This window comes from Halomonas meridiana, from assembly GCF_009846525.1.
Classification (GTDB): domain Bacteria; phylum Pseudomonadota; class Gammaproteobacteria; order Pseudomonadales; family Halomonadaceae; genus Vreelandella.
The window spans coordinates 2,675,439-2,688,237 of record NZ_CP024621.1; the positions used below are offsets into that span (position 1 = coordinate 2,675,439).

Consider the following 12,799-nt stretch of genomic DNA (forward strand, 5'->3'; position numbering starts at 1 on the left):
CGTCACATTAACCGGCTAACGATAAGGGACTGTTTTAAGGGAACGTGCTATGCCATTGATTTACTTTTTACCGCCGCTGGCCACGGTGCTGATCTGGTCGGGTAACATGACCATCAACCAGCTGACCGTGGGTGCGATTGCCCCTAGCAGCATCGCCTTTTTGCGCTGGCTGCTGGCGCTGCTGGTCATGACCCCCTTCGTGCTACCCGCCGCTCTGCGCCATCGCCAGGAGATACAGCGTAACTGGCCGAAGCTGGCACTACTGGGCTTGCTGGGCATGGGATTGTGGCAAGGCCTCGCCTACGTGGCGGCAGAGACCACCACCGCCACCAACATGGGCATTTTGGCCGCCATGGTGCCACTGCTAACGGTGCTGCTCAGCGCTTTGATTCTCAAGGAACCCCCCACGCTGGGCGGTGTCGTAGGCGGCGTGCTCGCCTTTATCGGCGTCACCGTGCTGCTTGGCCGCGGCAACCCGCTCTCACTGCTGCAGTTGGAGGTGGCTCAAGGCGACGCGCTGATGGTGGTCGCCGCCACCTGCTACGCGCTATACGGTGTCATGCTCAAGCGCTGGGCGATGAACCTGCCTCCTTGGGTCATGCTCTATGCGCAGGTCTGCTTTGCCGTCCTGTTTTTATTACCGCCCTACGTGATGGGCCCCATGACACCGGTGGATGGGCAAAACGTGTGGTTGATCCTTTACGCAGGCATTCCCGCCTCGGTCATCACGACGTTTTTATGGATGCGTGCGGTACGTCAAATCGGCGCCAACCAATCGAGTATCTTCATCAACCTCATGCCACTGTTTAGTGCGCTGATTGCCATGGCGCTATTGGGTGAACAGGTATCGGGATTCCACTTCATGGGTGGGCTGTTAATTCTTGCCGGGGTAATCATGGCACAAACGCTGACACGCCCGTTGGTACGTGCCGCCGCCCCTCATAAAACGCGCAGCGCGCAGCAGTGATACAATAGGCCAACTTCATTCGACGACTGGGAACCCCTGAACTATGTCCCTAGAAGAACTGCACCTGAATCTGCGTAACCTTGCCAGCGACGACTACGGCCAGTTGAAATCGCTCATGGACGCGGTGTATCACGACATTGGTGGCGCTTGGCCGAAGCACACCATCGACAAGCTGATTCAGGAGTTTCCTGAAGGTCAGATTGCCATCGAGGATGACGGCGTGCTGGTCGGTGTGGCCCTCACCGTGCAAGTGGATTACGACGAGTTCTCCAACCCGCATAAGTACGACGATCTGATCGGCCATCGTGAAATCATCCTGAACGATCAGGATGGCGATGCCATGTACGGGCTGGATGTTCTGATTCATCCGGACTACCGCGGCTACCGCCTGGGCCGCCGCCTGTACGAAGCGCGTAAAGAGCTGTGCCGCTCGCTCAATCTGCGCGCCATTTTGGCAGGCGGGCGTATTCCCGAGTATCACCAGCACGCCGCCGAGCTGACGCCTGCACAGTACATCGACAAAGTCTCTCGCAAAGAGATCTACGACCCGATTCTGTCGTTCCAGCTCGCCAACGATTTCCAGGTCAAGCGCCTGCTGCGCAAGTACCTGCCGGAAGATGAGCAGTCCCGTGGCTACGCCACGCTGCTGGAATGGAACAACATCCTGTTCGAGCCCGCTGAAAACGTGCTGGACACCCGCCCAACGCAGGTGCGCGTGGGGGCGGTGCAGTGGCAGATGCGTGAATTCGCTTCCGTGGAAGCGGCGCTGCAGCAGATCGAGTACTTCGTCGACGCGCTGTCGGATTACCAGAGTGACTTCGCCGTCTTCCCGGAGCTGTTCACCACGCCGCTGATGGGCCTCCAAGATCGTGCTGCCCAGAAAGACCAAATGGCGGCGATTCGCTTTTTGGCGGGCTTTACCGATCGTTTCAAGAGCGAACTGTCACGCATGGCGGTCTCTTACAACATCAACATCATCGGCGGTTCGATGATCGAGGTGGGTGACGATGACCGTCTTTACAACGTGGCCTACCTGTTCCACCGGGATGGCGAGGTCGAGAAGCAGCTCAAGCTTCACATCACCCCGCAAGAGCGCCGCGACTGGGTGATCGAAGGGGGCGACAATCTGCAGGTCTTCGACACCGACGCAGGGCGCGTGGGCATCTTGATCTGTTACGACGTGGAATTCCCGGAGCTGGGCCGTCTGCTGGCCGACCAGGATATGGATATTCTCTTCGTACCGTTCTGGGTCGACACCAAAAACGGCTACCTGCGCGTGCGCCACTGTGCACAGGCCCGCGCCATCGAAAACGAGTGCTACGTGGTCATTTGTGGCAGCGTCGGCAACCTGCCCTCCATTGAGAACCTGGATATCCAGTACGCTCAATCAGCGGTGTTCACGCCGTCCGACTTCGCGTTCCCCCACGACGCGGTACTGGCTGAAACCACGCCCAACACGGAGATGATCTTCTTCTCCGACTTGGACCTGACCCGCCTCACCGTTGTACGTGCCGAAGGCTCGGTCACCAACCTGAAAGACCGCCGTAAAGATCTGTTCGATCTGCGCTGGCGCGACTGGTCGTGGAAGTCTGGCAGTAAGCAAGAAGATTAAAGACAGTCGACCGACATCACTGCGCATAAAAAACGCCGCCCACCGGGCGGCGTTTTGCCATTCACAACTCGCTATTCACAACTTTCTATTCACACCTCTCCATTCACCACTTACAAATCACCACCCACCACAAAGCTACTCATCCGGCCAAACGAGGTGGCGCGGCACGCGGCCTTTGGCATCGAACGCGACGCCCTCGGCACGCAGCTTTTCGTGCTGGCGTGCCGCGCCGCCGTGGTCAGCCAGTTTGAGAGACGCCGCAATCACACGATGCCAGGGCAACTGGTGCCCCTCGGGCAAGTGGCGCATGGCCGACCCCACCATGCGCGCCGTGGCGCCTTCGGTCATGTTGGCAATGCGCCCGTAGGTCGTCACCCGCCCCGACGGAATTTGATCGACAATTGTGTAAATCTGTTCGAGCAGTTCCGGGCGTGGCATGACAACCTCGTTTGGCTTATGGCGTTGGTTTAGAGCGCTTCGACGAGCTGATCAATGGCTTGGAAGGCTTCTTTCAGGGCAGCATCGCGGTGAGCGTCGCCCATGTTCAAACCTTCAGCAAACACCACTTCCACATCACTGATGCCCATCAGGCCCAGCATTGTTTTCAGGTGTGGCGTTTGGCTATCGAACTCGGTGCCCGCGTATTGACCGCCACGAGCAGCCAGAATAATCGCCCGTTTGCCTTCGATCAGCCCCTGCGGGCCGTTTTCAGTGTAGCGGAAGGTTTCACCGGCGCGCAGCACGCGGTCAAACCACGCTTTCAGCTGTGACGGAATGCCCAGGTTGTACATCGGCACCGCCAGGACTAGCACGTCGTTAGCACGCAGCTCTGCCAGCAGCTCATCAGAATGAGCGGCAAGCGCCTGCTGTTCAACGGTACGCTCGTCAGCCGGGGTCTGCCACGCGCCCAGCTCTTCGATGGCGAGGTGCGGAAGCGCGTTGGCGACCACATCGCGGTGGGTAACGGCGACGCCATCGCGTGCAGCGGCCTGCTGTTGAAAATGAGTCGCCAGCGCGTTGGACTGGCCGTTGTCACCAAGGATAGAAGAGGTCACTAACAGGGCACGAGTGGTCATGAAAATTCCTTGAAAATCAGTGGTAAGGTTAGGCGCTATTCTACGGCGCTTTTGACGAAGCAACAGCGCAACGTTTTCCGAGTTTCATTCGACAAAATCGAATCTTCTGACCTCATGAAAACGCCCCGCCCACGCTGCACTTTGGCAACGTGAAGCGGGGCGTTAAGCACTTAACTCGCGCCTGTTACTTCTGCTTAGGCCACGCGTTGGGATCGACCTTTTTGGCCAGCTTCGGGAACTGGCTGGGGTCGAAGACCGGCTCTTTACCCGCCTTGAGCTGAGTGTCGTAATCTTTGAACAGCGCGAAGGCGATGGGCGATAGCAGCAGAATCGCCACCAGGTTGATGATTGCCATCATCCCCATGGAGAGATCCGCAAAATTCCAGATCGCCCCCAGGCTGGCCACCGACCCCACCATGATCATGCCCAGCACGGCAAAGCGGTAAATCATCACCGCCAGCGGCGCACGGCGGCCCGCCAGGTACTCGATGTTGGATTCGCCGTAGGAGTAGTTAGCAATCACCGAGGTGAAGGCAAACAGCAGGATGGCAATGGCGATAAACATGCCGCCCCAATCGCCCACGTGGCTGGACAGCGCCATCTGCGTTAGCTGAATGCCGTTATTCTCTTCACCCGCTAGCAGCTCAGGGCCCGCCATGATGATGATGGCCGCCGTCGCGGTACAAATCACCAGGGTATCCAGAAAAACGCCCAGCATTTGAATGAAGCCCTGGGCAGCCGGGTGGTCCGGGCGGGTGCTGGCAGTTGCGGCGGCGTTAGGCGCCGAGCCCATGCCCGCCTCATTGGAGAACAGGCCGCGCTGAATACCGTTCATGATCGCTTGCGAGATGGCATAGCCCATCGCACCGCCGGCCGCCTGCTCGATACCAAAAGCGCTCTGCACGATCGTCATGATGGCAGCGGGTAGGTCGCTGATATTGAGCGCCACGACGACCAGCGCCAAGATCAGATACAGCAGCGCCATCAGCGGCACCACTAACTCAGCCACTTTCGCAATCGACTTCAGGCCACCGAAGATGATCGGCGCGACGATGGCCATCAAGACTAACCCCATGGCCCAGGTGGGAATGGCAAACGCCTGCTCCATGGCCTGGGCGATGGAGTTGGCCTGTACGCTGTTGAACGCCAGCCCAAACGCAATGATCAGGCAGACCGAAAACAGCACCGCGAGCCAGCGCAGCCCCAAGCCGCGTTCGATGTAGCGCGCCGGGCCACCGCGGAAGGTGTTGTCGCCATGGTCGGTTTTGTACGCCTGCGCCAGCGTGGACTCCACGAAGCTGGTGGCCATGCCCACCATGGCCGTCATCCACATCCAGAAAATCGCGCCTGGGCCGCCGAAGTAGATGGCGACGGCTACCCCGGCCAAGTTGCCGGTGCCGACGCGAGCGGCCAGGCTGGTCGAGAGCGCCTGAAACGACGAGATACCGCCATTGGATGCCCGCGAGCCACGCAGCAACTTGAACATATGACCGAAGTAGCGAATCTGGATGGCGCGGGTCATGACCGTGAAATAGAGGCCAGCGCCAATGAGCAGATAAATCAGCACGCTGCCCCACAACAGCCCGTTGCCGCGATCCACCATCGCGGTCAACAGGGGAGGAAGAGTAAAGTCCATAGGAAACACGCCTTTTTGAAACAATGAAGGCGCATCATTCTTCACGGTTGCACCAAAATGGCAAGAAAATTGGCAAATTTCCTGCCCAGCAGTCGTAACCACTGCTGGATGCCTCAAGCTCACGAAGAAGACTTAACGAGACGCTGCCAGCCACTCCCACACGTCTGCCGCCTCATCGCTGACGTGGCGCTTGCTGGGCCGCACCAGCCAAAAACGCTCATCGCTGGGTACGCCCATATCGAAGGGGGCCACCAAATCATCACGCTGCTCCAACAGTCGACGGTGCGTGAGCGCCACCCCGCCGCCCTGGCTGGCGAGCGCTAGCGTCATCACCTGATTATCGCACGTTAGCGATAGACACTCAGACTCCAAGTGGGTCATTCCCGCCGCCTGCAGCCAACCCGGCCACCCAACGCCAAAGCCCACCGCATGCAATAGCGTGTGTCCTGCTAAATCGGCGGGGTCGTTCAGCGAGCGGGCCAGCGCGGGGGAACACACGGGCAACAAATGCTCGTCGCCCAAGGGCAGCATCTCCAGCCCGCTCCACTCTCCCCGACCGTAGCGGATCTCGATGTCGGCCCCTTCGGGCCCAAAGTCGTCGGGCCAAATCGCGCTGACCAAGCGCAGCAAAATCGTTGGTTTCTGTCGATGCAGGGCCACGAGCCTTGGCGCGAGCCAAGATTGTTGGATCACCGGCGTGGCCCGTAGCGTCACCGGCCGTTCGCTGGTCACACCGAACACCTCCGAGGTCCCTTCACTGATGCGTGAAAACGCATCGTGAATGCTGGGCAGCCACGCTTGACCTGCCGGGGTCAACGAAAGGCTGCGCGCGTGGCGAACGAACAGCTTTTGCCCCAGGCGATCCTCCAGCAGCCGAATGCGCTGGCTGATGGCGGCCTGGGTCACGCCCAGCTCGTTACCCGCCGCCGTAAAACTCAGGGTGCGGGCGGCCGACTCAAACGCTTGTAGCCATAACAGCGGGGGGAGTGAACTCATGAAAAAGCAACCTATAAGCTAAACAGGGTCTTTGGGGCCAGATTCATCGTTTGTCACTGCGCAAGGGACTCCGCATCCTAACAAGCAAATCGAGCAATACGTCACCTACCTACAGCGAGGCTCCTATGACCAGCGTACTAGCCGCCCCGGAAAAGCGTTCAGCCCCTCTAATGAGCGAACTCGCGCCTTATGACCATGGCCCGGCACTCAACGATGCCACGCTTACCGACAGCAGGCTTGCGCTGACCTGGGAAGACGGTACGCGAACGACGCTGCCTCTGCTATGGTTTCGCGACCACTGCGCCTGCGCCGAGTGTCGCCATCCGCAAACCCGCGAGCGCCTCTACCTACCGTTAGACGATATCGAACAGGCACCTAGCGTTACCCTGGCAGATGGCCACCTCTATTTACAGTGGCAGGATGGTCATGTGAGCGCCTTTCATAGCGGCTGGCTTTACCAGCGCCGCCCTGAGGCGACGCGCTTTTCTGCACTGCCCGCCCCGCAGCCGTGGCGAGACGACTTCTTCCCCGAAGGCGTTCGCCACGCCGACTTTCTGACCCCAGAAGGCGAGAAAACTTGGCTGACCGCCATGCTACGCGACGGCTTGGCGCTAGTCACCGACGCACCGCTGGTGGAAGAGGAAGTCAGCCGCCTTGCCGAGCGCATTGGCCCGCAGCGCGCTACCAACTTTGGCGGGCGCTTTAATGTTCGCTCCAAGCCTAACCCCAACAACGCGGCCTATACCGCCGTCGGGCTACCGCTGCATATCGACTTGCCCAACTGGCAGCAGCCGCCGGATATTCAACTGCTCTACTGCCTGCAAAACGACGCCAGCGGTGGCGAGTCGCTGTTTGCTGATGGTGCCCGAGTGATCAATGCCCTGCGCGAACAGGACCCGGAAGCGCTCGTTATTCTCAGCGAAACGCCCATCGATTTTCGCTTTCAGGACGACACCCACGATATCGCCATCAAAGCCCCAGTGATCACCCTAGATAGCCAAGGCGAGCTAGTGGAGATACGCCTTAATAACTGGATACGCGACACCCTCCACCTGCCCGCTGAAAAAATGGCGGCCTGGTATCGCGCTTATAAAGTGCTGTGGCAACTCTTCCACAGCGACGCCCATCAGTTGGAGTTCACTTTAAAACCGGGCCAGATGGTGGCGTTCGATAATCGGCGCGTGCTTCACGGCCGCCGGGAGTTCGATCCCAATAGCGGTGCTCGCCACCTTCAGGGCACCTATCTCGACCGAGACATGCTGGCTTCGCGCCTGCGTGTTCTCGCCCGTACCACTGCGTAATCACAATAACCCAAGCAAGGAGATCCCCTTCCATGACGCGCTCGATCCGTCCCATCGTCTCTACCATCGCCCTAAGCCTCGCAGGCGTTACCACCCAAGCCGCCCTTGCCGATGACGCCACGCTCGATTTCGGCGTACCCGCTTGGCCCGGTATTACGGTAAAAACCGAAATTGCCGAGCAGCTCCTTAACCCGTTGGGCTACGACACTCAAACCCACGAAATAGGCCTGCAGGTGATCTACCAAGGCATGGAGAGTGGCGACGTCGACGCCTTTTTAGGCGCTTGGCTACCTGCACAAAAAGAGATGTTCGAACCGCGTAAAGCCTCTGGCGTGCTCACCGATGTCGCCAACAACGTCGATGGCGCTCAGATGACGCTGGCCGTACCGGCGTACCTGCATGAGCGCGGCATTCAAAGCTTCGCGGATTTAGATGAACACCGTGATGAGTTCAACGGCCAAATTCATGGCTTTGGCGCAGGCTCAGCGGCGAGCGAGATTCTCCATAACGCGATGGATAACGACACTTGGGGACTGGGCGACTGGAGCTTAGTAGATACCAGCGAAGTGGGCATGCTCTCCGCCGCTCAAGACGCGATTTCCAGAGAAGAGGCCATTGTGTGGGTCGGTTGGACGCCCCACTGGATGAACCTCGAGCTGCCCATGCGCTACCTGGAAGACCCGGAAAACCTGTTCGGTGAGAACAACGGCGAAAGCGACGTACGCACCCTACTGCGCAGCGACTACGCCAATGCTCACCCGGCGCTGGTCACGTTCTTCGAGCAGTTTAGCTTTACCGCCGACGAGCAGAGCTGGATGATCCAAGCCTTTGGCCAAGAGGAGCGTGACCTTGCCGAGGTGGCCCAGCAGTGGATCCACGACCACCCCGAGCGCGTGGAAGCCATGCTGGCCGATGTGACGACCACCGAGGGTGACGCTGCTTGGCCGGTCATTGAAGCGCGCCTACCGTAACGCGTTCGTTCACCCCGCCGCCGCAGTGGCGTATGCTATCGCTCTTTTGCCAAACAGGCGGTGGGGATGGAATGTCACGGACGTTGCTAAAAGGGCTAGGCTTACTGATCACGCTGGTGATACTAGGCGTGATGTGGCGCTACCTGCAGCAGCAAGGGCTGCTGACTCAGACGCATCTCGAAGAACTCACCAACACCATTAGCCAGTGGCAACGAGCCCCTTGGATGTTTGCCGCCGTTATGGCCGTGTACACCAGCTCGCTGTTAGTGATGTTTCCGCTGAGCTTGCTGGTCGTGTTGACCGGCTTGTTGTTTGGCCCAGTGTGGGGCTTGGCCTACGCCACTTTGGGTACGCTGAGTTCCTCGGTGGTCTCTTACTGGGTGGGACACTGGCTGGGGCGAGATGCCCTAATGCGCTACGGCGGCCGCCACTTGCGCGGGCTTTCCGGCTACCTCTCCAAGCGCGGCATCCGCACCATGACGGTCATTAACCTGCTGCCGCTGGCTCCCTTCACGCTCACCAACATGCTGGCCGGGGCGTTTCATCTCAATTTCCGCGACTACATGATCGGCTCGACGCTTGGCATCGTGCCGGGGCTGGCGGCGGTCATTCTGCTCGGCAGCCAGTTAGGCGCGCTGTTCACCGCCGCCTCCAAGCAGGAGTTGGCACTGGCCGTGGCCGGTTTGGTCGCGGGCATCGGCTTGTTGTGGCTACTCAAACGCGTGGCGACTGCCCGTACGGCCAACAAACGACACGACGCCTAACGTCTCAGTCAGCCACGTTGCTTGGCCTCGCCCTCTTGTGAAGGATGCTCTGAAGAGTCGTGCTTCGCTAGCACCTCGGCATAAAAATGCGCGACGGCACCGGCAAACTTGGCAATATCGTAGTCAGCGGAGAAGGTTTTTGCTTGGCTGCCTAGGGTATCGCGTAGTGCCTCATCCTCGGCCAGTTCCACCACACGCTGCCCCCACTTTTGGCGATTTTGCGGCGTTTTAAAACCGTTGTAGCCATCGCGCACCACGTCATCAATACCGCTTGAGCGTACGGCGACCACCGGAAGCCCAGCGGCCATGGCCTCTAGAATCACCATACCTTGTGTTTCCGAGGTCGAGGCAAACACGAACACATCCCCCACGTGATAGTAAAGCGCCATCTCTTCCGGCGGCACGGCACCGACCAAGGTCACCTGCGCGTCTAAACCCAGCGTTTCGATCTGTGTTTGAATCGCCTGACGATCCGGCCCGTCACCGACCAACAGCAGGCGCAGCGCTGTGTTCCTCTGGCGCTTTAGCTCTGCCAGCGCTTCCAGCATAAAGCCGATGTTCTTCTCTTTGCTGATGCGGGAGACACTCACCAGCACCGTATCGTTGGCCGCGATATCCAACTGCTGACGAAGCGACGCCACGTCATCCTCATCGGCATCGGCAAAGCGCGCCGCATCGATACCTGTGGGCTGCACCAGCGTCGGCGTCTTGACCCCGATCATGCGCAGATACTCCTCCGCCGAATAGGTCGGCACGATGACGCCCTGGCAGCGGTTGGAGAAGCGCTTGATCAGGTAGTGAGAGATCAGGTTGCGAAATAGCGCCCCCGGCAGCGGTACGAAGTGGGCGTAGTGCTCCAAGCGGGTGTGGTAGGTATAGATGACCGGCACTTTCAGCCTGCGCCCCATCCACAGGCCCATCGACCCCAGCCAGAACGGATGATGCACGTGAATCACATCGGGCTTGAACGCACGCAGGCAGCGGCGAAAACGGGCGCTGAACGGATTGGTCAAGCGAAACTCACGCTTCTCACCAAACGCCATGAGCGTTGGCACTCGCAGAATGGTGTCATCATCCTGCCACGACTCCCGGTAGCGCGGCACCAGGAGTTGAACGCGGTGGTTAAGGTCGCCCAGCCCCTGACGTAGCCGCTCCACAGAAACCGACACCCCAGAAACAAACGGAAAGTAGTTGTTCGAGACCATCGCCACCCGCAGACTTTTTTCCAGGTAGGGCGTGGGGTCGATATCGAAATCGGGGTAGTAGTCGCGCTCTTCGAAAATCAGCCGATACAGGCGCATGGCCAGCAGTGTCAGCAGCCCAACGATCAGCAAGAACCGTGGATAGCTGACGTAGAAGAAGGCATAAATCGTCGAGCCCACGCTGCTCAGCATACGCCACCAGCCGGGGCGGTCGACGTTCAAACGAACGGGCGAGATGCCCACGCTATCGCCCGCCACTTCCACCACCACGTAGTGATGGAAGCTCTCATCGGCATCCAGCAGCAGGCCACCTGCGCCCCCCGTGGTGACGTAGTTCACCCCGTTGACGGTTTGCTGGGCATAGAGCGAAAGATTGGCGGAGAACACCGTATCGACCCCATGGCGCTCGGCCAATCGCATGATGCCTTCGGCAAGCCGAGGGTCGTTGAGGTAGTTGTCCTCTTCGAACAGCGGGGCATCCTGAATGACGTTATGCAGCGGCAAGCCGACGAACACGAACCGATGGGCCGCGTCAGAGGCGGCCAGCTCGCGCTCCAACCAATCTAGCTGCCAGGAGGTCGACGATTTGCCGGTGCCGTCTAGAAAGATGAAGTGGCTATTGCCCGCCACGAACGCGTAGAAGTGCGGGCCGAAGTAGTCATAAAACAGGTAGCTGCCGAAGTCGCTGTCTTCGTTATCGCCGTAGGTCAGCAGGTAAGGCATATTGAGTAGTTCGAGGCTGTGGGTGATCGCCTGATAGCTCTCCTGCTGTCCCCCGCTCACCGCATTGCCCGCCGACACCATGAAGTCGATGTCTCCCTGGTTCAGCAGCGGGATGATTTCGTCTTGAAAGACGTTCACCGAGTTATTGATGTTGCCCACCACCGCAAAGCGGTAGGTATCCCGCCCCGCCAACTGGTCGCGTATTTCGGCGACTTCGCGCGTGTGCAGCGACTCGAATTCGGGTTCGGCGACGTAGAGCCACACCTGATGAATGATCAACCCCGCCACTAGCGCAAGGTTCAATACGAAAAACAGCCTCAACCACCGCTGGCGGGAGAGGCGAAAAAGACGTCGAGGCATGTCGGGGCGCTTATCTCAAAAAAGTCATTCAATGGACTGCCGCTAGGGCGCAGTACAGCCGTTCAATGTGGCCAGTAAGCGGCGCGAACCACCCTGTTCACGGTGCTCACCTAACCACACCCCTTGCCACGTGCCAAGCGCTAAGCGGCCATCGCGGACCGCGAGGCTAAGCTGAGTGCCCAGCAGGCTAGAAGCCACGTGGGCGGGCATGTCATCGGGACCTTCCAAGGTGTGGCGAAAATAGCTCAGCTCTTCTGGTACCAACCGGCGAATGAAGGCATCTAGATCATGGCGAACGTCCGGGTCGGTGTTCTCATTGAGGGTCAGCGAGGCGGAGGTGTGCATGAGCTGCAAATGCAGCAACCCCTGATGGCACTCTGCCAAACAGGGCAGCGCTCTGGCGATCTCGTCGGTTATCAGATGAAAGCCGCGGGGCATTTCCGGTAAGTGGATCTCCTGTTGATGCCACATAATCACTCCTTTGTTATATGCATTGTCAGAGGATACGGTAACAGACATACCATAGCCTATTTCATTTACCTGCCGCATCGGGCCACCGTGAGAGAAATAGCGTCCAGTGGCCCACCCTGATAGGTTTAACGTTTATCGTTCACCGTAAGGAGCAAGATGATGACACCCGCATCGCGGCCAAGGAACCTGGCCACGCTGGCAGCCATCGCCGCTACCGGCACTCTCTTGATGGGCTGCACTGGCATTCCCGAGGGCACCGAACCGGTGACCGGATTCGAGCTAGAGCGCTATCTGGGCGAGTGGTATGAAATCGCCCGCCTGGACCACTCCTTTGAAGAGGGGCTGGACTGCGTCACCGCCACCTACAGCCTGCGCGACGATGGCGGAGTGAAGGTGATCAACCGGGGCTACAACTTTGAGGAGCAAGCCTGGGACGAAGCCGAGGGGCGCGCCTACTTCATCGATGACGAGAGCGTGGGGCGGCTGAAGGTCAGCTTCTTTGGCCCGTTTTACGGTGGCTACAACGTCCTCGAACTGGATGACGACTACCAGTGGGCGCTGGTGGCAGGCCCTAACCGCGACTACCTATGGATTCTGGCCCGTACGCCAACCTTAGAGCCCGACGTGGCGCAGCGACTACGCCAGCGCGCCGCCGAGTTGGACTTTCCCACCGACGAGCTGATCGACGTGGTGCAGGATCAAACCTGCCCTGGCCGCTGA

At 59.3% G+C, this 12,799-nt stretch carries 12 protein-coding genes; 6 read left to right on the plus strand and 6 right to left on the minus strand.

What is annotated here, in order from left to right:
* Positions 1-49: 49 nt before the first annotated feature.
* Both CTT34_RS12830 and CTT34_RS12835 read left to right on the plus strand, forming a co-directional pair.
* Positions 50-967 (plus strand): DMT family transporter, encoded by a 918-nt coding sequence (locus CTT34_RS12830; RefSeq protein WP_159342771.1) that lies wholly within the window; start codon positions 50-52, stop codon positions 965-967.
* A 43-nt stretch (positions 968-1,010) separates the two neighbouring features.
* The gene (locus CTT34_RS12835; RefSeq protein ID WP_159342772.1) at positions 1,011-2,579 is read left to right on the plus strand and encodes a carbon-nitrogen hydrolase family protein; all 1,569 of its coding nucleotides are present in this window, start codon (positions 1,011-1,013) and stop codon (positions 2,577-2,579) included.
* A 135-nt stretch (positions 2,580-2,714) separates the two neighbouring features.
* Here CTT34_RS12835 and CTT34_RS12840 read toward each other — a convergent pair whose 3' ends face one another.
* The 4 genes from CTT34_RS12840 to CTT34_RS12855 form a co-directional block, all read right to left on the minus strand.
* The gene (locus tag CTT34_RS12840) at positions 2,715-3,017 is read right to left on the minus strand and encodes an MGMT family protein (protein ID WP_159342773.1); all 303 of its coding nucleotides are present in this window, start codon (positions 3,015-3,017) and stop codon (positions 2,715-2,717) included.
* 29 nt (positions 3,018-3,046) lie between these two features.
* On the minus strand, positions 3,047-3,655 hold the full coding sequence (locus tag CTT34_RS12845; RefSeq protein WP_159342774.1) for an FMN-dependent NADH-azoreductase: 609 nt from the start codon (positions 3,653-3,655) through the stop codon (positions 3,047-3,049).
* Positions 3,656-3,839: 184 nt separating this feature from the next.
* The gene (locus CTT34_RS12850) at positions 3,840-5,291 is read right to left on the minus strand and encodes an alanine/glycine:cation symporter family protein (protein ID WP_159342775.1); all 1,452 of its coding nucleotides are present in this window, start codon (positions 5,289-5,291) and stop codon (positions 3,840-3,842) included.
* A 132-nt stretch (positions 5,292-5,423) separates the two neighbouring features.
* Positions 5,424-6,287: a LysR substrate-binding domain-containing protein gene (locus CTT34_RS12855; RefSeq protein WP_159342776.1), complete on the minus strand. Its 864-nt coding sequence runs from the start codon at positions 6,285-6,287 to the stop codon at positions 5,424-5,426.
* 125 nt (positions 6,288-6,412) lie between these two features.
* Here CTT34_RS12855 and CTT34_RS12860 point away from each other — a divergent pair, with 125 nt between their 5' ends.
* The 3 genes from CTT34_RS12860 to CTT34_RS12870 all read left to right on the plus strand — a co-directional run bounded on the left by CTT34_RS12860 (position 6,413) and on the right by CTT34_RS12870 (position 9,323).
* The gene (locus CTT34_RS12860; protein ID WP_254436378.1) at positions 6,413-7,588 is read left to right on the plus strand and encodes a clavaminate synthase family protein; all 1,176 of its coding nucleotides are present in this window, start codon (positions 6,413-6,415) and stop codon (positions 7,586-7,588) included.
* A gap of 32 nt (positions 7,589-7,620) precedes the next feature.
* The gene (locus tag CTT34_RS12865; protein WP_159342777.1) at positions 7,621-8,559 is read left to right on the plus strand and encodes an ABC transporter substrate-binding protein; all 939 of its coding nucleotides are present in this window, start codon (positions 7,621-7,623) and stop codon (positions 8,557-8,559) included.
* A gap of 71 nt (positions 8,560-8,630) precedes the next feature.
* On the plus strand, positions 8,631-9,323 hold the full coding sequence (locus CTT34_RS12870; RefSeq protein ID WP_159342778.1) for a TVP38/TMEM64 family protein: 693 nt from the start codon (positions 8,631-8,633) through the stop codon (positions 9,321-9,323).
* 8 nt (positions 9,324-9,331) lie between these two features.
* On the opposite strand, the gene CTT34_RS12875 is transcribed toward CTT34_RS12870, so the two are convergent.
* A complete protein-coding gene (locus tag CTT34_RS12875) occupies positions 9,332-11,608 on the minus strand; it encodes a glycosyltransferase (RefSeq protein ID WP_159342779.1) in 2,277 nt (758 codons plus the stop codon).
* A 42-nt stretch (positions 11,609-11,650) separates the two neighbouring features.
* Complete coding sequence (locus CTT34_RS12880; protein ID WP_159342780.1) at positions 11,651-12,079, minus strand: secondary thiamine-phosphate synthase enzyme YjbQ; 429 nt, start codon at positions 12,077-12,079, stop codon at positions 11,651-11,653.
* A 159-nt stretch (positions 12,080-12,238) separates the two neighbouring features.
* Here CTT34_RS12880 and CTT34_RS12885 point away from each other — a divergent pair, with 159 nt between their 5' ends.
* Complete coding sequence (locus tag CTT34_RS12885) at positions 12,239-12,799, plus strand: lipocalin family protein (protein ID WP_159343794.1); 561 nt, start codon at positions 12,239-12,241, stop codon at positions 12,797-12,799.